15 protein-coding genes and 1 pseudogene are annotated in these 23,863 nt (G+C 52.0%); 13 read left to right on the top strand and 3 right to left on the bottom strand.

Translation table 11 applies throughout. From position 1 onward, the window contains the following. Positions 1-89 precede the first annotated feature (89 nt). The 8 genes from glgB (at position 90) to AB4H76_RS02140 (ending at position 12,711) form a co-directional block, all read left to right on the top strand. Positions 90-2,276, top strand: a complete 2,187-nt coding sequence (glgB, locus tag AB4H76_RS02105; protein ID WP_001283723.1) for a 1,4-alpha-glucan branching enzyme — start codon at positions 90-92, stop codon at positions 2,274-2,276. Beyond that, the gene (gene glgX, locus AB4H76_RS02110) at positions 2,273-4,246 is read left to right on the top strand and encodes a glycogen debranching protein GlgX (protein ID WP_077492431.1); all 1,974 of its coding nucleotides are present in this window, start codon (positions 2,273-2,275) and stop codon (positions 4,244-4,246) included. The genes glgB and glgX overlap by 4 nt, the downstream gene beginning before the upstream one ends. A gap of 17 nt (positions 4,247-4,263) precedes the next feature. Next, positions 4,264-5,559 carry a glucose-1-phosphate adenylyltransferase gene (gene glgC / locus AB4H76_RS02115; RefSeq protein WP_000253975.1) on the top strand — a complete coding sequence of 432 codons (1,296 nt, stop codon included), beginning with the start codon at positions 4,264-4,266 and terminating at the stop codon, positions 5,557-5,559. Continuing rightward, positions 5,559-6,992, top strand: a complete 1,434-nt coding sequence (gene glgA / locus AB4H76_RS02120; RefSeq protein WP_096854162.1) for a glycogen synthase GlgA — start codon at positions 5,559-5,561, stop codon at positions 6,990-6,992. The genes glgC and glgA overlap by 1 nt, the downstream gene beginning before the upstream one ends. A gap of 18 nt (positions 6,993-7,010) precedes the next feature. Beyond that, a complete protein-coding gene (gene glgP / locus AB4H76_RS02125) occupies positions 7,011-9,458 on the top strand; it encodes a glycogen phosphorylase (protein ID WP_000993449.1) in 2,448 nt (815 codons plus the stop codon). 124 nt (positions 9,459-9,582) lie between these two features. Continuing rightward, positions 9,583-11,091 (top strand): PstS family phosphate ABC transporter substrate-binding protein, encoded by a 1,509-nt coding sequence (locus AB4H76_RS02130; protein ID WP_124061967.1) that lies wholly within the window; start codon positions 9,583-9,585, stop codon positions 11,089-11,091. Positions 11,092-11,116: 25 nt separating this feature from the next. After that, positions 11,117-12,109, top strand: a complete 993-nt coding sequence (locus tag AB4H76_RS02135; protein WP_001032214.1) for a PstS family phosphate ABC transporter substrate-binding protein — start codon at positions 11,117-11,119, stop codon at positions 12,107-12,109. Continuing rightward, a complete protein-coding gene (locus tag AB4H76_RS02140; RefSeq protein WP_000981057.1) occupies positions 12,109-12,711 on the top strand; it encodes a hypothetical protein in 603 nt (200 codons plus the stop codon). Before AB4H76_RS02135 ends, AB4H76_RS02140 begins: the two co-directional genes overlap by 1 nt. A 215-nt stretch (positions 12,712-12,926) precedes the next feature. Here AB4H76_RS02140 and glpD read toward each other — a convergent pair whose 3' ends face one another. Further along, positions 12,927-14,432, bottom strand: a complete 1,506-nt coding sequence (gene glpD, locus AB4H76_RS02145; RefSeq protein ID WP_000448135.1) for a glycerol-3-phosphate dehydrogenase — start codon at positions 14,430-14,432, stop codon at positions 12,927-12,929. A 189-nt stretch (positions 14,433-14,621) separates the two neighbouring features. On the opposite strand from glpD, the gene glpE reads away from it, so the two are divergent. From glpE to AB4H76_RS02160, 3 genes are read left to right on the top strand one after another with little or no spacing between them, the layout of a single operon-like run. Further along, positions 14,622-14,948, top strand: a complete 327-nt coding sequence (gene glpE / locus AB4H76_RS02150; RefSeq protein ID WP_000371928.1) for a thiosulfate sulfurtransferase GlpE — start codon at positions 14,622-14,624, stop codon at positions 14,946-14,948. Between the two features lie 44 nt (positions 14,949-14,992). Beyond that, positions 14,993-15,823 (top strand): rhomboid family intramembrane serine protease GlpG, encoded by an 831-nt coding sequence (gene glpG, locus AB4H76_RS02155; RefSeq protein ID WP_000928723.1) that lies wholly within the window; start codon positions 14,993-14,995, stop codon positions 15,821-15,823. 16 nt (positions 15,824-15,839) lie between these two features. Then, on the top strand, positions 15,840-16,598 hold the full coding sequence (locus AB4H76_RS02160; protein ID WP_000815100.1) for a DeoR/GlpR family transcriptional regulator: 759 nt from the start codon (positions 15,840-15,842) through the stop codon (positions 16,596-16,598). Here AB4H76_RS02160 and rtcR read toward each other — a convergent pair. After that, positions 16,580-18,178, bottom strand: coding sequence for a DNA-binding transcriptional regulator RtcR (rtcR, locus tag AB4H76_RS02165; protein ID WP_085452731.1), 1,599 nt, complete (start codon positions 18,176-18,178; stop codon positions 16,580-16,582). The two genes, AB4H76_RS02160 and rtcR, sit on opposite strands and share 19 nt — an antisense overlap. Positions 18,179-18,366: 188 nt before the next feature. Here rtcR and rtcB point away from each other — a divergent pair, with 188 nt between their 5' ends. After that, positions 18,367-19,593: an RNA-splicing ligase RtcB gene (gene rtcB / locus AB4H76_RS02170; RefSeq protein WP_001105503.1), complete on the top strand. Its 1,227-nt coding sequence runs from the start codon at positions 18,367-18,369 to the stop codon at positions 19,591-19,593. A gap of 3 nt (positions 19,594-19,596) precedes the next feature. Further along, positions 19,597-20,612, top strand: a pseudogene (gene rtcA / locus AB4H76_RS02175) (RNA 3'-terminal phosphate cyclase). A gap of 42 nt (positions 20,613-20,654) precedes the next feature. Here rtcA and malT read toward each other — a convergent pair. Continuing rightward, positions 20,655-23,360 carry an HTH-type transcriptional regulator MalT gene (gene malT, locus AB4H76_RS02180; RefSeq protein ID WP_121689808.1) on the bottom strand — a complete coding sequence of 902 codons (2,706 nt, stop codon included), beginning with the start codon at positions 23,358-23,360 and terminating at the stop codon, positions 20,655-20,657. Positions 23,361-23,863 lie beyond the last annotated feature (503 nt).

A 23,863-nucleotide genomic window follows, 5' to 3' on the forward strand; every position in this document is an offset into this window, starting at 1 on the left:
GTGCTGCGCCGTTCAGGTCAAAAAAATGTCACAACCAGAAGTCAAAAATCCAATTGGATGGGGTGACACAATAAAACAGGAAGACAAGCATGTCCGATCGTATCGATAGAGACGTGATTAACGCGCTAATTGCAGGCCATTTTGCGGATCCTTTTTCCGTACTGGGAATGCATAAAACCACCGCGGGACTGGAAGTCCGTGCCCTTTTACCCGACGCTACCGATGTGTGGGTGATTGAACCGAAAACCGGGCGCAAACTCGCAAAACTGGAGTGTCTCGACTCACGGGGATTCTTTAGCGGCGTCATTCCGCGACGTAAGAATTTTTTCCGCTATCAGTTGGCTGTTGTCTGGCATGGTCAGCAAAACCTGATTGATGATCCTTACCGTTTTGGTCCGCTAATCCAGGAAATGGATGCCTGGCTATTATCTGAAGGTACTCACCTGCGCCCGTATGAAACCTTAGGCGCGCATGCAGATACTATGGATGGCGTCACAGGTACGCGTTTCTCTGTCTGGGCTCCAAACGCCCGTCGGGTCTCGGTGGTTGGGCAATTCAACTACTGGGACGGTCGCCGTCACCCGATGCGCCTGCGTAAAGAGAGCGGCATCTGGGAACTGTTTATCCCTGGGGCGCATAACGGTCAGCTCTATAAATACGAGATGATTGATGCCAATGGCAACTTGCGTCTGAAGTCCGACCCTTATGCCTTCGAAGCGCAAATGCGCCCGGAAACCGCGTCTCTTATTTGCGGGCTGCCGGAAAAGGTTGTACAGACTGAAGAGCGCAAAAAAGCGAATCAGTTTGATGCGCCAATCTCTATTTATGAAGTTCACCTGGGTTCCTGGCGTCGCCACACCGACAACAATTTCTGGTTGAGCTACCGCGAGCTGGCCGATCAACTGGTGCCTTATGCTAAATGGATGGGCTTTACCCACCTCGAACTACTGCCCATTAACGAGCATCCCTTCGATGGCAGTTGGGGTTATCAGCCAACCGGCCTGTATGCACCAACCCGCCGTTTTGGTACTCGCGACGACTTCCGTTATTTCATTGATGCCGCACACGCAGCTGGTCTGAACGTGATTCTCGACTGGGTGCCAGGCCACTTCCCGACCGATGACTTTGCGCTTGCCGAATTTGATGGCACGAACTTGTATGAACACAGCGATCCGCGTGAAGGCTATCATCAGGACTGGAACACGCTGATCTACAACTATGGTCGCCGTGAAGTCAGTAACTTCCTCGTCGGTAACGCGCTTTACTGGATTGAACGTTTTGGTATTGATGCGCTGCGCGTCGATGCGGTGGCGTCAATGATTTATCGCGACTACAGCCGTAAAGAGGGGGAGTGGATCCCGAACGAATTTGGCGGGCGCGAGAATCTTGAAGCGATTGAATTCTTGCGTAATACCAACCGTATTCTTGGTGAGCAGGTTTCCGGTGCGGTGACAATGGCTGAGGAGTCTACCGATTTCCCTGGCGTTTCTCGTCCGCAGGATATGGGCGGTCTGGGCTTCTGGTACAAGTGGAACCTCGGCTGGATGCATGACACCCTGGACTACATGAAGCTCGACCCGGTTTATCGTCAGTATCATCACGATAAACTGACCTTCGGGATTCTCTACAACTACACTGAAAACTTCGTCCTGCCGTTGTCGCATGATGAAGTGGTCCACGGTAAAAAATCGATTCTCGACCGCATGCCGGGCGACGCATGGCAGAAATTCGCGAACCTGCGCGCCTACTATGGCTGGATGTGGGCATTCCCGGGCAAGAAACTACTGTTCATGGGTAACGAATTTGCCCAGGGCCGCGAGTGGAACCATGACGCCAGCCTCGACTGGCATCTGTTGGAAGGCGGCGATAACTGGCACCACGGTGTCCAGCGTCTGGTGCGCGATCTGAACCTCACCTACCGCCACCATAAAGCAATGCATGAACTGGATTTTGACCCGTACGGCTTTGAATGGCTGGTGGTGGATGACAAAGAACGCTCGGTGCTGATCTTTGTGCGTCGCGATAAAGAGGGTAACGAAATCATCGTTGCCAGTAACTTTACGCCGGTACCGCGTCATGATTATCGCTTCGGCATAAACCAGCCGGGCAAATGGCGTGAAATCCTCAATACCGATTCCATGCACTATCACGGCAGTAATGCAGGCAATGGCGGCACGGTACACAGCGATGAGATTGCCAGCCACGGTCGTCAGCATTCACTAAGCCTGACGCTACCACCGCTGGCCACTATCTGGCTGGTTCGGGAGGCAGAATGACACAACTCGCCATTGGCAAACCCGCTCCCCTCGGCGCGCATTACGACGGTCAGGGCGTCAACTTCACACTTTTCTCCGCTCATGCCGAGCGGGTAGAGCTGTGTGTCTTTGACGCCAATGGCCAGGAACATCGCTATGACTTGCCAGGGCACAGTGACGACATTTGGCACGGTTATCTGCCGGATGCGCGCCCGGGTTTGCGTTATGGTTATCGCGTTCATGGCCCCTGGCAACCCGCCGAGGGGCATCGCTTTAACCCGGCGAAGTTGTTGATTGATCCTTGCGCGCGGCAAATTGACGGGGAATTCAAAGATAACCCGCTGCTGCACGCCGGTCATAATGAACCTGACTATCGCGACAACGCCGCCATTGCGCCGAAATGCGTAGTGGTGGTTGATCACTATGACTGGGAAGATGATGCCCCGCCGCGCACGCCGTGGGGCAGCACCATCATTTATGAAGCCCATGTTAAAGGATTAACGTACCTGCACCCGGAGATCCCGGTCGAGATCCGTGGCACTTATAAAGCCCTGGGACATCCGGTGATGATCAACTATTTGAAACAATTGGGCATTACCGCGCTGGAACTGCTGCCAGTGGCGCAGTTTGCCAGTGAACCACGTCTGCAACGCATGGGGCTAAGTAACTACTGGGGTTACAACCCGGTGGCGATGTTTGCGCTGCATCCGGCGTATGCCTGCTCGCCAGAAACGGCGCTGCATGAGTTTCGCGATGCAATCAAAGCACTGCATAAAGCGGGTATCGAAGTCATTCTTGATATCGTGCTCAACCATAGTGCGGAACTGGACCTCGACGGCCCGTTATTCTCGCTGCGTGGGATCGACAACCGTAGCTATTATTGGATAAGAGAAGACGGCGATTATCACAACTGGACCGGTTGTGGCAACACGCTCAATTTGAGTCATCCGGCGGTGGTGGATTATGCCTGCGCCTGCCTGCGTTATTGGGTAGAAACCTGTCACGTCGATGGTTTCCGCTTTGATCTGGCGGCAGTCATGGGCCGTACGCCAGAGTTCCGTCAGGATGCGCCGTTGTTTACCGCTATCCAGAACTGCCCGGTGCTCTCGCAGGTGAAGTTAATTGCTGAACCGTGGGATATCGCTCCTGGTGGTTATCAGGTGGGAAATTTCCCGCCGCTGTTTGCCGAGTGGAACGATCATTTCCGCGATGCTGCCCGTCGTTTCTGGCTACATTATGATTTGCCTCTGGGGGCGTTTGCCGGGCGTTTTGCTGCCTCCAGCGATGTTTTTAAACGTAATGGTCGTCTGCCGAGTGCCGCGATTAATCTCGTCACCGCGCATGACGGTTTTACGCTTCGCGACTGCGTTTGCTTCAACCATAAACACAATGAAGCAAACGGAGAAGAAAATCGCGACGGGACCAACAACAATTACAGTAACAATCATGGTAAAGAAGGGTTAGGCGGTACTCTTGATCTGGTTGAACGGCGGCGCGACAGCATTCATGCCCTGTTAACAACGTTGTTGCTCTCCCAGGGCACGCCGATGTTACTGGCCGGTGACGAACATGGTCACAGCCAGCATGGCAATAACAATGCCTACTGTCAGGATAACCAATTAACCTGGTTGGACTGGTCGCAGGCAAGCAGTGGTTTAACCGCATTTACCGCCGCGTTAATCCATCTGCGCAAGCGTATTCCCGCTTTGGTGGAGAATCGCTGGTGGGAAGAAGGCGACGGCAATGTCCGTTGGCTAAATCGATATGCTCAACCTTTAAGCACGGATGAGTGGCAAAACGGGCCGAAACAGCTGCAAATTCTGCTCTCGGATCGCTTTTTGATCGCAATTAACGCCACGCTTGAGGTAACAGAGATTGTTTTACCTGCTGGGGAGTGGCACGCCATTCCCCCATTCGCTGGAGAGGATAACCCAGTGATTACGGCTGTCTGGCAGGGACCTGCACACGGATTGTGTGTGTTCCAGAGATGATAAAAAAGGAGTTAGTCATGGTTAGTTTAGAGAAGAACGATCACTTAATGTTGGCGCGCCAGCTGCCATTGAAATCTGTTGCCCTGATACTGGCGGGAGGACGTGGTACCCGCCTGAAGGATTTAACCAATAAGCGAGCAAAACCGGCCGTACACTTCGGCGGTAAGTTCCGCATTATCGACTTTGCGCTGTCTAACTGCATCAACTCCGGGATCCGTCGTATGGGCGTGATCACCCAGTACCAGTCCCACACTCTGGTGCAGCACATTCAGCGCGGCTGGTCATTCTTTAATGAAGAAATGAACGAGTTTGTCGATCTGCTGCCAGCGCAGCAGAGAATGAAAGGGGAAAACTGGTATCGCGGCACCGCAGATGCGGTCACCCAAAACCTCGATATTATCCGCCGTTATAAAGCGGAATACGTGGTGATCCTGGCGGGCGACCATATCTACAAGCAAGATTACTCGCGTATGCTTATCGATCACGTCGAAAAAGGCGCACGTTGCACCGTTGCTTGTATGCCAGTACCGATTGAAGAAGCCTCCGCATTTGGCGTTATGGCGGTTGATGAGAACGATAAAATTATCGAATTCGTTGAAAAACCTGCTAACCCACCGTCAATGCCGAACGATCCGAGCAAATCTCTGGCGAGTATGGGTATCTACGTCTTTGACGCCGACTATCTGTATGAACTGCTGGAAGAAGACGATCGTGATGAGAACTCCAGCCACGACTTTGGCAAAGATTTGATTCCCAAGATCACCGAAGCCGGTCTGGCCTATGCGCACCCGTTCCCGCTCTCTTGCGTACAATCCGACCCGGATGCCGAGCCGTACTGGCGCGATGTGGGTACGCTGGAAGCTTACTGGAAAGCGAACCTCGATCTGGCCTCTGTGGTGCCGGAACTGGATATGTACGATCGCAATTGGCCAATTCGCACCTACAATGAATCATTACCGCCAGCGAAATTCGTGCAGGATCGCTCCGGTAGCCACGGGATGACCCTTAACTCACTGGTATCCGGCGGCTGTGTGATCTCCGGTTCGGTGGTGGTGCAGTCCGTTCTGTTCTCGCGCGTTCGCGTGAATTCATTCTGCAACATTGATTCCGCCGTATTGTTACCGGAAGTATGGGTAGGTCGCTCGTGCCGTCTGCGCCGCTGCGTCATCGATCGTGCTTGTGTTATTCCGGAAGGCATGGTGATTGGTGAAAACGCAGAGGAAGATGCACGTCGTTTCTATCGTTCAGAAGAAGGCATCGTGCTGGTAACGCGCGAAATGCTACGGAAGTTAGGGCATAAACAGGAGCGATAATGCAGGTTTTACATGTATGTTCAGAGATGTTCCCGCTGCTTAAAACCGGCGGTCTGGCTGATGTTATTGGGGCATTACCCGCAGCACAAATCGCAGACGGCGTTGACGCTCGCGTACTGTTGCCTGCATTTCCCGATATTCGCCGTGGCGTGACCGATGCGCAGGTAGTATCCCGTCGTGATACCTTCGCCGGACATATCACGCTGTTGTTCGGTCATTACAACGGGGTTGGCATATACCTGATTGACGCGCCGCATCTCTATGATCGTCCGGGAAGCCCGTATCACGATACCAACTTATTTGCCTATACCGACAACGTATTGCGTTTTGCGCTGCTGGGGTGGGTTGGGGCAGAAATGGCCAGCGGGCTTGACCCATTCTGGCGTCCTGATGTGGTGCATGCGCACGACTGGCATGCAGGCCTTGCGCCTGCGTATCTGGCGGTGCGCGGGCGTCCGGCGAAGTCGGTGTTTACTGTGCACAACTTGGCCTATCAAGGCATGTTTTATGCACATCACATGAATGACATCCAATTGCCATGGTCATTCTTTAATATTCATGGGCTGGAATTCAACGGACAAATCTCTTTCCTGAAGGCCGGTCTGTACTATGCCGATCACATTACGGCGGTCAGTCCAACCTACGCTCGCGAGATCACCGAACCGCAGTTTGCCTACGGTATGGAAGGTCTGTTGCAACAGCGTCACCGTGAAGGGCGTCTTTCCGGCGTACTGAACGGCGTGGACGAGAAAATCTGGAGTCCTGAGACGGACTTACTGTTGGCCTCGCGTTACACCCGCGATACGTTGGAAGATAAAGCGGAAAATAAGCGCCAGTTACAAATCGCAATGGGGCTTAAGGTTGACGATAAAGTGCCGCTTTTTGCAGTGGTGAGCCGTCTGACCAGCCAGAAAGGTCTCGACCTGGTGCTGGAAGCCTTACCGGGCCTTCTGGAGCAGGGCGGGCAGCTGGCGCTACTCGGCGCGGGCGATCCGGTGCTGCAGGAAGGTTTCCTTGCGGCGGCAGCGGAATACCCCGGTCAGGTGGGCGTTCAGATTGGCTATCACGAAGCATTTTCGCATCGCATTATGGGCGGCGCGGACGTCATTCTGGTGCCCAGCCGTTTTGAACCGTGCGGCTTAACGCAACTTTATGGATTGAAGTACGGTACGCTGCCGTTAGTGCGGCGCACCGGTGGGCTTGCTGATACGGTTTCTGACTGTTCTCTTGAGAACCTTGCAGATGGCGTCGCCAGTGGGTTTGTCTTTGAAGATAGTAATGCCTGGTCGCTGTTACGGGCTATTCGGCGTGCTTTTGTACTGTGGTCCCGTCCTTCACTGTGGCGGTTTGTGCAACGTCAGGCTATGGCAATGGATTTTAGCTGGCAGGTCGCGGCGAAGTCGTACCGTGAGCTTTACTATCGCTTGAAATAGTTTTCAGGAAACGCCTATATGAATGCTCCGTTTACATATTCATCGCCCACGCTTAGCGTAGAAGCTCTTAAGCACTCTATCGCTTACAAGCTGATGTTTACGATTGGAAAGGACCCGGTCGTCGCCAATAAACATGAATGGCTGAACGCAACGTTATTTGCTGTGCGCGATCGTCTCGTGGAGCGCTGGTTACGTTCAAACCGTGCCCAGTTGTCGCAAGAAACTCGTCAGGTTTACTACCTGTCGATGGAGTTTTTGATTGGCCGTACGCTCTCCAACGCCATGTTGTCGCTAGGAATTTACGAAGATGTACAGGGCGCACTGGAAGCGATGGGGTTAAATCTCGAAGAGCTGATTGATGAAGAAAATGATCCGGGCCTCGGTAACGGTGGCCTGGGACGTCTGGCGGCTTGCTTCCTTGATTCTCTGGCGACGTTAGGGTTGCCGGGGCGCGGTTACGGCATCCGCTATGACTACGGTATGTTCAAGCAGAACATCGTTAACGGTAGCCAGAAAGAGTCGCCAGACTACTGGCTGGAATACGGTAACCCGTGGGAATTCAAACGCCACAACACGCGCTATAAAGTCCGTTTTGGTGGTCGCATTCAGCAGGAAGGTAAAAAAACGCGCTGGATTGAAACCGAAGAGATTCTGGGAGTCGCTTACGATCAGATAATCCCTGGTTACGATACCGACGCGACCAACACGTTGCGTTTGTGGAGTGCGCAAGCCAGTAGCGAAATTAACCTCGGTAAATTCAACCAGGGTGACTACTTCGCGGCAGTGGAAGATAAAAACCACTCCGAGAACGTATCTCGCGTACTGTATCCGGATGACTCCACCTACTCCGGGCGTGAGCTGCGCCTGCGTCAGGAATACTTCCTGGTTTCCTCGACCATTCAGGACATTTTAAGCCGCCATTATCAGTTGCATAAAACCTACGATAACCTGGCGGATAAAATCGCGATTCATCTCAATGATACCCATCCGGTACTGTCGATTCCTGAGATGATGCGTCTGCTGATCGATGAGCACCAATTTAGCTGGGACGACGCGTTTGAGGTGTGTTGTCAGGTCTTCTCCTACACTAACCACACGCTGATGAGCGAGGCGCTGGAAACCTGGCCGGTTGATATGCTGGGTAAAATTCTGCCGCGTCACCTGCAGATCATCTTTGAAATCAACGACTATTTCCTGAAAACCTTGCAGGAACAGTATCCGAACGATACCGATCTGCTGGGACGGGCGTCGATCATTGATGAATCCAACGGTCGTCGTGTGCGTATGGCCTGGCTGGCGGTTGTTGTGAGCCACAAAGTTAACGGTGTATCGGAACTGCACTCTAATCTGATGGTGCAATCGTTGTTTGCCGACTTTGCGAAAATCTTCCCGGGTCGTTTCACCAACGTCACCAACGGTGTGACGCCGCGTCGCTGGCTAGCGGTAGCGAACCCATCGCTTTCAGCCGTGCTGGACGAACACCTGGGCCGTAACTGGCGCACCGACCTTAGCCTGCTTAATGAGCTGCAACAACACTGTGATTTCCCAATGGTTAATCACGCTGTGCATCAGGCGAAGCTGGAGAACAAAAAGCGTCTGGCAGAGTATATCGCCCAGCAGCTGAATGTGGTGGTGAATCCAAAGGCGTTGTTCGATGTACAAATCAAACGTATTCACGAATACAAACGTCAATTGATGAATGTGTTGCATGTGATTACCCGCTATAACCGCATCAAGGCCGACCCGGATGCGAAGTGGGTACCGCGCGTGAATATTTTTGGCGGTAAGGCGGCTTCGGCCTATTACATGGCGAAGCACATTATTCATTTGATCAATGACGTAGCGAAAGTGATCAACAACGATCCGCAGATTGGCGACAAGCTGAAAGTCGTGTTCATCCCGAACTACAGCGTTAGCCTGGCGCAGTTGATCATTCCGGCGGCCGATCTGTCTGAACAGATTTCGCTGGCGGGGACGGAAGCTTCCGGCACCAGTAACATGAAGTTTGCGCTTAACGGTGCGCTGACTATCGGTACGTTGGACGGTGCGAATGTCGAGATGCTGGATCATGTCGGTGCTGACAATATCTTTATTTTTGGTAACACAGCGGAAGAAGTGGAAGAACTGCGTCGTCAGGGCTACAAACCGCGTGAATACTACGAGAAAGATGAGGAGCTGCATCAGGTGCTGACGCAAATCGGCAGCGGTGTATTCAGTCCGGAAGATCCGGGTCGCTATCGCGATCTGGTTGATTCGCTGATCAACTTCGGCGATCACTACCAGGTACTGGCGGATTATCGCAGCTATGTCGATTGTCAGGATAAAGTCGATGAACTCTACGAGCTTCAGGAAGAGTGGACCGCAAAAGCGATGCTGAACATTGCCAATATGGGCTACTTCTCTTCTGACCGTACTATCAAAGAGTACGCCGATCATATCTGGCATATTGATCCGGTGAGATTGTAATTTCACTAATAAATAGAACGGGGCCAAAGGGTCCCGTTTTTTTCGCCATCATTTCGGAAAAGTGTCCAGAAGGGGCAAGGGGACTCGGGGAGTATAATTTCGCCATTCAGAAAGAATGGAAAGAATAATGCAAAACAGAAAATGGATTTTGACCTCGCTGGTAATGACTTTTTTCGGCATCCCCATTCTGGCGCAGTTTTTGGCGGCGGTTATTGCCATGCTGGGTGTCGGACTTGCCGGTATTATTGAAGTTTGTAATATCTTTATCACGCCAACAATTTACCTTCTGCTCAACATTTTTATGCTGGCGCTGGGCGCATTAATGCTATTTTTCTCGGGGCGAGTGTGGGCGGACGATAGTGCACCAGAAAAAAGAGAAATAGCCGTCTGGCGACAATGTCTTTTTTTAGTACCCGCATTATTAACCCTGGGGGTCTGGATAATCGCGCTGCATCTGGCAGATTATCAATTTCGCCAGATGGGAGCGGGTTGGTTGGCTGATCTTATGCTCCCCTGGCTGGGCGTTTTGTTAGCCTCATTAGTCGGTGGTGAGTACTGGTGGTTAGTCATTATACCTGTTGGCGCGCATATCAGTTTTTCGCTGGGGTACGGCTGGCCGACCAGATATCCTTTAACGGGCACGTCCGGGTTACGTTGCCGTAATTCTCTCTTGTTTATCCTTCTCATGCTTGGTTTTGTCGCCGGTTACCAGGCTTATTTATATAAACAGCTTAATCCCGGCGTCGGTGTGCGTGAAAATATTGATACCTGGGCCTGGCGACCCGATAAACTCAATAATCAACTGACACCACTGCGTGGTAAACCGCAAATTCAGTTCACGCAAAACTGGCCGCGACTTGATGGCGCAACGGCGGCGTACCCCATTTATGCCTCTGCCTTTTATGCACTAAGCGTTTTGCCGGAAGATTTTCACGAATGGGAATATCTGGCGAACTCTCGTACTCCCGAAGCATATAACAAGATTGTTAAAGGTAATGCCGATATTATCTTTGTGGCTCAACCTTCCGGTGGGCAGAAAAAACGCGCGGAGGAATCGGGCGTCACTTTGATTTACACGCCTTTTGCCCGTGAAGCGTTTGTTTTCATCGTCAATGCAGATAACCCGGTTAATTCCCTGACCGAACAACAAGTGCGTGACATCTTCAGTGGTGCAATTACCAATTGGCGTGCTGTTGGCGGTAACGATCAGGAGATCCAGACCTGGCAGCGCCCGGAAGACTCTGGCAGCCAGACAGTGATGCAATCACAGGTCATGAAAAATGTCCGCATGATCTCGCCGCAGGAAACGAAAGTGGCAAGCGTGATGGAGGGAATGATTAAAGTCGTTGCCGAATACCGTAATACAAACAACGCAATAGGCTATACCTTCCGCTATTACGCGACGCAAATGAATGCTGATAAAAATATAAAATTGCTAGCGATTAACGGTATTACACCGACGGCGGAAAACATTCGCAACGGCAAATATGCGTACATCGTCGATGCATTTATGGTGACGAGAGAAAATACAACGTCAGAAACACAAAAACTGGTCGAATGGTTTTTAACGCCGCAGGGGCAGAGTCTGGTAGAAGATGTGGGATATGTGCCGCTGTATCCAACAATGGAATAACGCTCGAGAGAAAGGAATCAGCGAGATGAATAAATTCACCGGTGTTTTACTATTAGGCACGGCGTTACTGGCGGGATGTGTCGACCGGGAAGGGTACTATAACAGCGTTAGGGAAGAAGAGAGCCATGGACTGACGTCTCTGCGGGGGCAACCTGCATTACGTTACAGCGATGATTGGTCAAGATGGCCGAGAGTGTACGGCGCTACAGCCTTATACCCGCTGTATGCCTCCGCGTATTATAAATTAGTACCCGAGCCAAAAGATAAGGATCGAACCTCGCTGGCCTGGCAGGCGTATGGTTTGCAGCAAACCCGAACAGCTGAAGCCTACGATAGTCTGATTAAAGGTTCCGCGACGGTTATTTTTGTTGCACAACCGTCGGAAGGACAGAAAAAACGTGCAGAAGAAGCGGGTGTTAAACTGAAATATACCGCTTTCGCCCGCGAAGCCTTTGTCTTTATCGTTGATATTAATAACCCGGTAAATTCTCTCTCTGAGCACCAGGTTAAAGATATTTTTAGCGGCAAAACTAGCCGCTGGAATAAAGTAGGTGGTAGTGACGAACATATAAAAGTCTGGCAGCGCCCTGAAGATTCTGGAAGCCAAACGATTATGAAGGGGTTGGTTATGCAAGACACCCCAATGCTGCCAGCTAAAAAATCCACTGTGATTGATCTTATGGGCGGTTTAATTACTGAAGTTGCCGACTATCAAAACACGCCATCTTCCATTGGGTACACCTTCCACTATTACGTCACTCGTATGAATGACAATATGCTCAAAATGCGCAAGCAGATTAAACTTTTGGCTATAAATGGCGTTGCGCCTACCGAGGAAAATATCCGCAACGGCACTTATCCATACATTGTGGATGCCTATATGGTGACGCGTGAAAATCCCACGCCGGAAACGCAGAAATTTGTTGACTGGTTTATAAGTCAGCAGGGGCAACAGTTGGTAGAGGATGTGGGGTATGTGCCGCTGTATGAAGCATCCCCCGAATCATCAGGACAATAATGATGAATATAATCAGACTTTATATTTATCCGTTATTTCTCGGCTTTGTTATTGTGCCGTTGTTGGTGTGGCCGATGGTGGTTGCGCTGGCTGCTTGTATTATCACGCTGAGTTTTCTGGGGGAAATGCTGTTCTCAATCCCGCTCATGATCAGGCGTATTTCACTTCTGCAATTACAACTTTGGTTATCGGCTGAATATGCGCTTTTCTTCTGTGTAATGTGTTGCGTTGGTTGGCAATTTACTCGTAGAACTCAATCTGAATTGAAAAGCAGGCTCCATTGTTGGTTGGTATTCGCACCGGTCTATTTATGGTTGATCCTCTGGAATATCATTTTTTACATCGCGCCAGCGAAAATTGCGTTGCTGGAAAGTATCCGCAATTTCTTTCTGCTTGTTGTCTGGCTACCCCTGAATTTTTCGCCATTTTGGCCTCAGCCGTGGACGGATTTTATCGGTCCAATAAGCGCACAGCTTGGTTTTGCGTTGGGATATTATTGCCAGTGGCGCAGCAAAAATAGATGCCAGATACGGAAGTTGAGTGAGTGGGGAACGTGCTTAAGTTTTGTTACGTTGGGTATGATGGCGTGGGCTTTGCGGTAATTCCCTGAATCAAAAAGTAGGTCAGATTGTTGACAACGTGGCGCTTTGTTCATGCCTGATGCGGCGCGAACGCCTTATCAGGCCTACAAAATCATGCAAATTCAATATATTGTATAAACAACGTAGGCCAGATAAGCGTAGCGCATCTGGCAGTTTTTTGGTTTGTCATCAGTCTCAGGTCAGATTGAAATCTGACCTGGCCACCTTACATTAAATCACGACGCCAGCGACAGCTTCTGCTGCGTATACTCCACCAGCCACTGACTCACACGAGATTGTTGATCCGCATTTAGCCACATGCCTTGTTTTGTGCGACGCCACAGGGCGTCGTCGGCGCGGCGGACCCATTCGTGATCCACCAGGTATTTCAGCTCCGCTTCGTAGAACTCATGACCGAAATCTTCCCCGAGATCGCTTACCGTTCCCGCATTGCCGAGCAGCAGCTCGCTGTTGCTGCCGTAAGTGCGAGCGTAATGACGCGCCAGCGATTCAGTCAGGAACGGATAGCGGCGGCGCAGGCGAGCGGCATAATCGTCGCGGTCGCCTTCAATGGCGCCACCCGGTAGCACACTCTCTTTCGTCCATGCCGGGCCAATACCCTGATAATACGGCGTTAGTTTTTCCAGCGCATGTTCCGCCAGTTTTCGGTAGGTGGTCAGCTTACCGCCGAATACCGACAGCAGCGGTGCTTTGCCATTTTCATCATGAATATCAAGGGTGTAATCACGGGTAATAGCCTGCGGCGAGTCGGACTCATCATCACACAGCGGACGCACACCGGAGTAGGTCCAGACGATATCGTCACGGCTTAACTGCTTTTTAAAGTGCGTGTTATACACATTCAGCAGGTAATTGATTTCACTCTCTTCAATCTTCACCGCTTTCGGATCGCCTTTGTACTCGACATCGGTAGTGCCGATGATGGAAAACTCGTCCATCCACGGGATCACGAACACAATACGTTTATCTTCGTTTTGCAGAATGTAGGCTTGCTTCTGGGTATGCACGCGCGGCACCACAATATGGCTGCCTTTGATCAGGCGAATGCCATAAGGCGAAGGCAGATGCATCCCGTCGTCGAAGAACTGTTTCACCCACGGGCCGGTGGCGTTAACCAAGCCGCGCGCTTGCCAGCTATATTTTTTGCCGGTATCGATATCTTCCGCTTCCACAATCCACAGGCCGTTTTCGCGGCGAGCAGAGGTGGCGCGAGTCCGAGTAAGCACTTCGCCGCCTTTACGCACCACCATCTGGGCGTTGGCGAGTACCAGACGGGCGTCGTCTACCCAACAGTCAGAATATTCGAATCCGCGCTTAATTTCCGGTTTTAACACTGAATTTGCGCCAAAACGCAAACCAGTTGATCCCGGCAAGCTGGTGCGTTTACCCAGATGATCGTACATAAACAGACCAATGCGAATCATCCACGCCGGGCGCAGATGCGGACGATGTGGCAGGCGAAAACGCATCGGGAAGGCGATATGCGGGGCCATTTTCAGCAGCACTTCACGTTCAGCCAGCGCCTCGCTGACCAGGCGGAATTCATAGTGCTCAAGGTAGCGCAGGCCACCGTGAATGAGTTTTGAACTGGCGGAAGAGGTCGCGCAAGCGAGATCCTGCGCCTCCAGCATCAGCACGGATAAACCGCGTCCAGCGGCGTCTGCCGCGATACCAGCACCATTGATGCCGCCCCCTATCACAATCAGATCTTTGGTTTCCATGCTGCCCTCATTCACTTTCGTTAAAGCTCATAAATGTTCGTTATCGAACATATTAGCAAAGAATCGCGCTTTAGGTAACATTGAAAAAACATTTTAGAGTGATATGTATAACATTATGGCGTTTATCTGCCGCTTCGACGTAAACTGTGCGGTAAATTTGCCCACTTGTTTGTAAAGAAAGAGAGACGCATGGATCAGTTCGAATGTATTAACGTTGCCGACGCGCACCAGAAGTTGCAGGAAAAAGAGGCGGTGCTGGTCGATATTCGCGATCCACAGAGTTTCGCAATGGGACATGCGGTGCAGGCTTTCCATTTAACCAACGACACGCTGGGCGCTTTTATGCGTGATAACGACTTTGACACTCCGGTGATGGTGATGTGTTATCACGGCAATAGCAGCAAAGGCGCGGCGCAGTATCTGCTGCAACAGGGCTACGATGTGGTCTATAGCATTGACGGCGGCTTTGAAGCCTGGCAACGTCAGTTTCCCGCAGAGGTGGCGTACGGCGCGTAACGCTTTATACTGTCCCCTTTTGTGTGGAATAAGCGACAGCAACGATGTTGATGATTACCTCTTTTGCTAACCCCCGCGTGGCGCAGGCGTTTGTTGATTACATGGCGACGCAGGGTGTTATCCTCACGATTCAACAACATAACCAAAGCGATGTCTGGCTGGCGGATGAGTCCCAGGCCGAGCGCGTACGGGCGGAGCTGGCGCGTTTTCTCGAAAACCCGGCAGATCCGCGTTATCTGGCGGCGAGCTGGCAGGCAGGCCATACCGGCAGTGGCCTGCATTATCGCCGTTATCCTTTCTTTGCCGCCTTGCGTGAACGCGCAGGTCCGGTAACCTGGGTGATGATGATCGCCTGCGTGGTGGTGTTTATTGCCATGCAAATTCTCGGCGATCAGGAAGTGATGTTATGGCTGGCCTGGCCATTCGATCCAACACTGAAATTTGAGTTCTGGCGTTACTTCACCCACGCGTTAATGCACTTCTCGCTGATGCATATCCTCTTTAACCTGCTCTGGTGGTGGTATCTCGGCGGTGCGGTGGAAAAACGCCTCGGTAGCGGTAAGCTAATTGTCATTACGCTTATCAGCGCCCTGTTAAGCGGCTATGTGCAGCAAAAATTCAGCGGGCCGTGGTTTGGCGGGCTTTCTGGCGTGGTGTATGCGCTGATGGGCTACGTCTGGCTACGTGGCGAACGCGATCCGCAAAGTGGCATTTACCTGCAACGTGGGTTAATTATCTTTGCGCTGATCTGGATTGTCGCCGGATGGTTTGATTTGTTTGGGATGTCGATGGCGAACGGAGCACACATCGCCGGGTTAGCCGTGGGTTTAGCGATGGCTTTTGTTGATTCGCTCAATGCGCGAAAACGAAAATAACTCCAGGGATTTATAAATGAAACAAACACAACGTCACAACGGTATTATCGAACTGGTTAAACAGCAGGGTTATGTCAGTACCGAAGAGCTGGTAGAGCATTTCTCCGTCAGCCCGCAGACTATTCGCCGCGACCTCAATGAGCTGGCGGAGCAAAACCTGATCCTGCGCCATCATGGCGGTGCGGCGCTGCCTTCCAGTTCGGTTAACACGCCGTGGCACGATCGCAAGGCCACCCAGACCGAAGAAAAAGAGCGCATCGCCCGCAAAGTGGCGGAGCAAATCCCCAATGGCTCGACGCTGTTTATCGATATCGGCACCACGCCGGAAGCGGTAGCGCACGCACTGCTCAATCACAGCAATTTGCGCATTGTCACCAACAATCTCAACGTTGCTAACACGTTGATGGTAAAAGAAGATTTTCGCATCATTCTCGCCGGTGGCGAATTACGCAGCCGCGATGGCGGGATCATTGGCGAAGCGACGCTCGATTTTATCTCCCAGTTCCGCCTTGATTTCGGCATTCTGGGGATAAGCGGCATCGATAGCGACGGCTCGCTGCTGGAGTTCGATTACCACGAAGTTCGCACCAAACGCGCCATTATTGAGAACTCGCGCCACGTTATGCTGGTTGTCGATCACTCGAAATTTGGCCGTAACGCGATGGTCAATATGGGCAGCATCAGCATGGTAGATGCCGTCTACACCGACGCCCAGCCGCCAGTAAGCGTGATGCAGGTGCTGACGGACCACCATATTCAACTGGAGCTGTGCTGATCCTGCAATGCTTCCCAGGTCAGACCAAAACGCGCCAGGTATTTGCGTAGCCGATCCGCGTCATTGACGCTGGCTTTGCCCTGGCGCGAAACATCAAAAAGCTGTCGTCCGGCAGCAGAAAGCGACTTTGCCTGGCGGCAGATAGCGATAACGTGTTCCAGTTGCATACGGTCGAAGAGATCGATGTTTTCTGCCTCTGCGCCCAGCAGTTGCGTAAGCGCGGAGGGACGGCTCTCCTGCCAGTTATAGCGCAGACGGTTTATCTCATCTTCAACCACGTCCAGAGTGATGCGTCCGCTAGTGGCAAAGGTTGCCATCCGCGTGACGCTGGCAGAAAGCTCGCGAAAGTTACCGCGCCATGTCGCCTGAGGAGATGTTGCAAAGGCCAGCCAGGCACGCCGCGCTTCGGTGTTAAAACGCACGCTGTCGCCGGTGAGTGAGGCGTGGCGCTCCACTTCATAATCCAGGTTAGGTTCAATATCTTCCTGGCGCTGGCGTAGCCCCGGCAGGGTGAAGGTCCAGAGATTGATCCGCGCGTACAGATCTTCGCGGAATTTGCCTTCGGCAACCAGCTGGCGCAAATCGCGCACCGTTCCGGCGATAAGCTGAAAATCACTGCTCACCTGGCGATCGCTGCCAAACGGGTAAAAGGTTTTCTCTTCAATGGCTTTTAGCAGCATTGCTTGTTCGTCTGCGCCCAGTTCGCCAATCTCATCAAGAAACAACATTCCGCCGTTGGCGCTGCGTAATAAACCTTCACGAGATTCCCGCGCCCCGGTAAACGCGCCTTTTACATGACCAAACAGCGTCGACATGGCGGTATCGCCGCGCAGGGTGGCGCAGTTCACTTCCACAAACGCGCCGCTAAACTGATGCCGCGCCTGTTTTAACTCGAAGATGCGTCGCGCCAGAAATGACTTGCCCGCGCCGGTTGGACCGTTAAGCAGAATCGGCGCGCGGGATTTGATCGCCACTTTTTCGATCTGCTCAATCATGCGGTTGAAGTGGGGGTTACGCGTGGCAATGCCGGACTTAAGAAAATCAAGCGTTTGCTGGCGTTCCTCGGCAAAGCGGCTGGCGATGGCGTTATAACGGCTTAAATCGAGATCGATAATCGTCACTTCACCTGCGCCGCGCGGCTGTTCTTTTTTGCGCGGAGGTGAAGATTGTATCAGCCGGGCGGGCAGGTAACGCGCTTCCGCCAGCAGAAACCAGCAAATCTGCGCGACGTGGGTGCCGGTGGTAATGTGAATTAAATAGTCTTCTTTTTCTGGCTGAAACTCGTAACCACGGGCGAAATCATGCAGGCAAGCGTAAACCTCTTCGAAATCCCACGGGTTATGCAGTTCAATCTCAACGCTCACCACTTCTGTTTCTGGCGAAACGCTGGCGATATCGCGTTTAAGCGTTTCAAATAGCGAGCGCGAGCGGGCGTCGTGCAACAATTCCAGTCGATCGATGACCAACGATTCTTGCTGGCATAAACAGAGTGTCGGACGCCATTTTGACCAGCGCTGACTGCCGCGCCCGGCATAATCCAGTACGGTACCGACAAAGCCAAAAGCCACTGTTTTACGCATCTTAGATATCCTTATAAAAGACGATATTTCATTATCGGTAAATTGGCTTTGCGGGAAATCTCCGGTTACGGACGTAAAGATATAATCTTTTTTAAAACAATGAATTAAAAAATTAAGCTGCTTATTTAATTTTCTGGCACGACGGTTGCAATTATCAGGACAGCAAACAACGAAAAGAGAAAAACAAAATGAATTACGAATTACTGACCACTGAAAATGCCCCGGTAAAAATGTGGACCAAAGGCGTGCCGGTAGAGGCCGATGCGCGTCAGCAACTTATTAATACGGCGAAGATGCCGTTTATTTTCAAACATATTGCGGTAATGCCTGATGTACACCTGGGTAAAGGTTCCACCATTGGTAGCGTGATCCCGACCAAAGGGGCGATTATTCCGGCGGCGGTGGGCGTGGATATTGGCTGTGGAATGAACGCGCTGCGTACCGCGTTAACGGCGGAAGACCTGCCTGAAAACCTGGCAGAGCTGCGTCAGGCGATTGAAACGGCCGTGCCGCACGGGCGTACCACTGGCCGTTGTAAACGTGATAAAGGTGCCTGGGAAAATCCACCTGTTAACGTCGATGCTAAATGGGCTGAGCTGGAAGCCGGTTATCAGTGGTTAACGCAAAAATATCCGCGTTTCCTGAATACCAATAACTATAAACATCTGGGAACGCTGGGAACGGGTAACCATTTTATTGAAATCTGTCTTGATGAGTCGGATCAGGTGTGGATTATGCTGCACTCCGGTTCACGCGGAATTGGTAACGCCATCGGGACTTACTTTATCGATCTGGCGCAAAAAGAGATGCAGGACCAGCTTGAAACGTTGCCGTCGCGTGATCTGGCGTACTTTATGGAAGGTACGGAATACTTTGATGATTACCTGAAAGCGGTGGCCTGGGCGCAGCTTTTTGCCAGCCTTAACCGCGATGCAATGATGGAAAACGTAGTAACAGCGTTGCAGAGCGTTACGCAGAAAACGGTAAGACAACAGCAAACGCTGGCGATGGAAGAGATCAACTGTCACCACAACTATGTGCAAAAAGAACAGCACTTTGGCGAAGAGATCTACGTGACGCGTAAAGGCGCGGTGTCTGCGCGTGCTGGTCAATATGGAATTATTCCCGGTTCGATGGGAGCGAAAAGCTTTATCGTCCGTGGGCTGGGAAATGAAGAGTCGTTCTGTTCGTGCAGCCACGGTGCCGGGCGGGTAATGAGCCGTACTAAAGCGAAAAAACTGTTCAGCGTGGAAGATCAAATTCGTGCCACCGCGCATGTGGAATGCCGTAAAGATGCCGAAGTGATCGACGAAATCCCGATGGCGTATAAAGATATTGATGCGGTGATGGCGGCACAAAGCGATCTGGTGGAAGTTATCTACACCCTGCGTCAGGTGGTGTGCGTAAAAGGATAAATGATGAAAAGGATGATTGCGCTGGATGGCGCACAGGGCGAAGGCGGCGGACAGATCCTGCGCTCGGCGCTGAGCCTGTCGATGATAACCGGCCAGCCATTTACCATCACTGGCATTCGTGCCGGGCGGGCAAAACCGGGGCTGCTGCGCCAGCATCTGACCGCGGTAAAAGCGGCTGCGGAAATTTGTAGGGCAATGGTGGAAGGTGCGGAGCTGGGATCGCAGCGTCTGCTCTTCCGGCCCGGCACCGTGCGCGGCGGCGATTACCGCTTTGCTATCGGTAGCGCCGGAAGTTGTACGCTGGTGCTGCAAACTGTGCTGCCCGCGCTGTGGTTTGCCGATGGACCTTCGCGTGTTGAAGTGAGCGGCGGTACCGATAACCCGTCGGCGCCACCTGCGGATTTTATCCGCCGGGTGCTGGAGCCGCTGCTGGCGAAAATGGGAATTCATCAGCAAACCACGCTGTTACGCCACGGTTTTTACCCTGCCGGAGGCGGTGTGGTGGCAACGGAAGTCTCGCCCGTTGCATCGTTTAACACCTTGCAACTTGGCGAGCGCGGGAACATTGTGCAGATGCGTGGAGAAGTTCTATTAGCTGGTGTGCCGCGCCATGTTGCTGAGCGTGAAATCGCTACACTGGCGGGGAGTTTTTCCCTGCATGAACAGAATATTCATAACCTGCCGCGCGACCAGGGGCCGGGTAATACCGTCTCGCTTGAAGTCGAAAGTGAAAATATCACCGAACGCTTTTTGTCGTCGGTGAAAAGCGCGTCAGTGCCGAGGTGGTTGCGGCACAGTTGGTGAAAGAGGTGAAACGCTACCTGGCAAGCACGGCGGCGGTGGGGGAATATCTTGCTGACCAACTGGTGCTACCGATGGCGCTGGCGGGCGCGGGGGAATTTACGGTCGCCCATCCCTCATGCCATCTGCTGACCAATATCGCGGTGGTGGAGCGTTTCTTGCCGGTGCGGTTTAGTTTGATAGAAACAGATGGCGTAACGCGGGTGAGCATTGAATGATGCAGAGATGTAAGCCGGATCTGGCGCGTTATCCGGCTAAACTTACACGCCGTACCCCATCATCTTCAGCAATTGCTGGGCGTGTTGTACCGCATCCTGGCGATGGGCCACGCCGAGTTTCTGATACAGATTGCGGATATGCGTTTTGATGGTGGTTGCCGCGACTTCCAGTTCTCCGGCAATTTGCTCATTGCTGTAACCAGAGTAGATCAGCCCCAGTACCTGCCATTCACGTTGGGTCAACGGGCTGGTGCGGATCAGTTCAGGTACTTCAGGATGATTTAGCAGACGTTCAACGAAATTCTCATCGAAATGGGCGAATTTATGCCGATGATGTTGATTGATTTCTCGCAGAATACGCTGCGCGCGATGCTGTTCCAGTTCCGGCAGCGTATTAAGCTGAATCAGCTGACGCAGTTGTTGCGCCATCGCTTCGCCTTCGATGACAAAATGGCTGATAAATCCGGTGCGATTCGCCAGTTTTAATGCGTCCAGCAACACGCGCTGGGCGTCACTTTTACGTCCGGCCTGCCAGTACAGTTGATTAAGCAGCAACAGGTTACGGTTGAGATCGCTCATCAACCGCAGACTCCGGGCATTTTCATTGAGTTCTTCGAGAACAATTTCTGCCGGTTCAAACTCGCCCAGCAAGATTTGTGCACGGGCAATGTTGCGCCATTGACCTTGCAGGAAGTGGTTGTTCGCAAACTCTGGTTTAGCCGTATGACGCAACCAGTTGGCAGCGGCGGCTTTATCGCCGGTCATTTGCCAGTAAATCACCCGGACTTTGTTGGCGTTAGAGATCCAGTCGCTGTGATATTTGCCATTCCCCAGCAGGTTTTCCAGACGGTTCAGCTGGCTACGGGCGTTATCTAAATCACCACGGGCCAGCGAGCATTGAATCAACATTGCCAGGCACTGAAGCTGTTGCTGTGGCTGATAAGACGACAAGACTTCAATCCCGCTACGCGCCGACGCTTCGGCTTCATCCAGCCGCGCCCAGGCCCATAACAGCTGCGCACGAATGCGCACCAGAAACTCATGCATTGGCAGCTGTTCCAGATGCTGCTCGTTGATCAGCTGGAATGCTTTTTCCTGCGTTTCCCACGCGGTTTGCAGGAACCCTTGGGCAAACAGAATTTCACTTTGCTGGATTAAACTCCACAAAGCGTAGTGCCAGACATCGTGCTGGCGTGCCATCTGTTCGGTTTGCTGCATTAGCGCCAGTGAGCGGGTCAATTCGCCTTTGCAGTGCAGCACTTCACCCAGCACCGAGGTTGCCACAATGCGGCTATAGAACCAGCCCGGCGGCAGCTCTTCCAGTGCCAGTTTTGCCAGCCGTTCCGCTTCATCCGGATTACCATCGTTAATCGCCACCTGGGCGCGCAGAGCGTTAAATTCTGCGTGCATGGTGTCTTCTCTGATGTCCTTGATTTCATGTTCAGCACGGGCTAGCAGGGTGTTAACTTCGCCGTAGCGATGTTGGCTTTGCATCAGCCACGCCTGCAATAACACCAACTGCGGATTTTCCAGCAAGCTGTCCCACGGCAGGGCCTTAAGCGACTCTTCCAGCAGCGACAGTTCGCTATGGTTGAACAGACTCCAGGCGTGATTAAGCAGAATATCGCGCAGCATCGGCGCATCGCCTGCCGCCAGCGCATGATGAATCGCTTCGCTGGGAAATCCCTGGGCCATCCAGCTTTCTGCGGCGGCACGGTGGATTTCCGGCAGCTCCGCCGCCAGTTCCCACTGGCAGCGCTGGCGCAGGAAGTTACCAAACAGCGGGTGATAGCAGAACCACTCGCCGGTATCATCCATCCGCTGTAAAAACAGCCCCTGACGCTCAATCTCTTCGAGGCGCATTTGCCCGTTTTCTTCGCCGGTCACACGGGTGATGAGTGCATCGTTCATTGAGCGCAAAATGGCGCTTTTCAACAGAAAATGGCGCGTTGCGAGATCGACGTTATCCAAAACCTCATCGACCAGATAATCCGAAAGATGGCTGGCATTGATTCCCGCCAGGCGGCGTGCCGACTTATGGGCTGAGTGGGTATTCTGCCGGGCGGAGAGGGCGATTAGCTGTAGTGCCGTCGCCCAACCGGAAACGTCATCGCAAATCCGACTGCTTTCTGCGGCTTCAATCGGCGATGACAGACGGCAATCAAAAAACTGCTTCGCTTCCTGATGGGTAAATGCCAGTTGCTGACTGCCAATTTCCAGCAGTTGATCACGAACACGCAGATTGGCAATGCCCAGTTGCGGAAGGTTGCGTGACAACACCACCAGGGTGAGATTTTCTGGTTGATGGCGAATAAAGAAGCGCATTGACTCGTGGATCACTGGATTAGTGATCAGATGATAGTCATCGATGGCCAGATAAAGTGGGCTATGCCATTCCGCCAGCTCAATGAAAAGCTGGGCGAAGAGTGACGTCAGGCTGGCATATTGCCGTTTTTGCGCCATCGTCTCACATATCGCACAGTGACCGTTGGTTGCCTGCTGCACGGCGGCAATGAGATAGCTGGCGAAACGCTCTTGCTGGTTATCACCTTCATCCAGCGAGTACCAGCCGATATCGTTTTTGCCTGCCGCCCACTGGGAAATGAGGGTGGTCTTTCCGTAACCCGCAGGACTCGTGATCAGCGCCAGCCGGAAGTTGTTCGCGCCGGAAAGTTTAGCCAGCAGGCGCTCACGAACCACGGTATGGTCGAGTCGAACCGGACGACTGAGTTTTGACGGAATCAGCATAGTTAATCACTTCACTGTGGAAAATGAGGAAATATTATTTTTTTTGCGCTTCGTAATTAATGGTTATAAGGTCGGCCAGAAACCTTTCTAATGCAAGCGATGACGTTTTTTTATGTGTCTGAATTTGCACTGTGTCACAATTCCAAATCTTTATTAACAACTCACCTAAAACGACGCTGATCCAGCGTGAATACTGGTTTCCCTTATGTTCATCAGATTCATTTAAGCAAGGGTTTCTTCTTCATTCCTGATGAAAGTGCCATCTAAAAAGATGATCTTAATAAATCTATTAAGAATGAGATGGAGCACACTGGATATTTTACTTATGAAACTGTTTCACTCCTTTACTTAATTTATAGAGTTACCTTCCGCTTTTTGAAAATACGCAACGGCCATTTTTTGCACTTAGATACAGATTTTCTGCGCTGTATTGCATTGATTTGCTGCTAATCCTGTGGTTTGCACTAGCTTTAAGTGGTTGAGATCACATTTCCTTGCTCATC

This window comes from Escherichia sp. UTM R2, from assembly GCF_048593455.1.
Taxonomy (GTDB): Bacteria; Pseudomonadota; Gammaproteobacteria; order Enterobacterales; family Enterobacteriaceae; genus Escherichia; species Escherichia coli.

Bases quoted from the DNA above. Each gene is read 5' to 3' on its own strand.
- AB4H76_RS02140 (WP_000981057.1), top strand. From the start codon at position 12,109: ATGATGAATATAATCAGACTTTATATTTATCCGTTATTTCTCGGCTTT.
- glgA (WP_096854162.1), top strand. From the start codon at position 5,559: ATGCAGGTTTTACATGTATGTTCAGAGATGTTCCCGCTGCTTAAAACC.
- glpE (WP_000371928.1), top strand. From the start codon at position 14,622: ATGGATCAGTTCGAATGTATTAACGTTGCCGACGCGCACCAGAAGTTG.
- glgB (WP_001283723.1), top strand. From the start codon at position 90: ATGTCCGATCGTATCGATAGAGACGTGATTAACGCGCTAATTGCAGGC.
- AB4H76_RS02160 (WP_000815100.1), top strand. From the start codon at position 15,840: ATGAAACAAACACAACGTCACAACGGTATTATCGAACTGGTTAAACAG.
- malT (WP_121689808.1), bottom strand. From the start codon at position 23,360: ATGCTGATTCCGTCAAAACTCAGTCGTCCGGTTCGACTCGACCATACC.
- glpG (WP_000928723.1), top strand. From the start codon at position 14,993: ATGTTGATGATTACCTCTTTTGCTAACCCCCGCGTGGCGCAGGCGTTT.
- AB4H76_RS02135 (WP_001032214.1), top strand. From the start codon at position 11,117: ATGAATAAATTCACCGGTGTTTTACTATTAGGCACGGCGTTACTGGCG.
- glgP (WP_000993449.1), top strand. From the start codon at position 7,011: ATGAATGCTCCGTTTACATATTCATCGCCCACGCTTAGCGTAGAAGCT.
- rtcB (WP_001105503.1), top strand. From the start codon at position 18,367: ATGAATTACGAATTACTGACCACTGAAAATGCCCCGGTAAAAATGTGG.
- glgC (WP_000253975.1), top strand. From the start codon at position 4,264: ATGGTTAGTTTAGAGAAGAACGATCACTTAATGTTGGCGCGCCAGCTG.
- rtcR (WP_085452731.1), bottom strand. From the start codon at position 18,178: ATGCGTAAAACAGTGGCTTTTGGCTTTGTCGGTACCGTACTGGATTAT.
- glpD (WP_000448135.1), bottom strand. From the start codon at position 14,432: ATGGAAACCAAAGATCTGATTGTGATAGGGGGCGGCATCAATGGTGCT.
- glgX (WP_077492431.1), top strand. From the start codon at position 2,273: ATGACACAACTCGCCATTGGCAAACCCGCTCCCCTCGGCGCGCATTAC.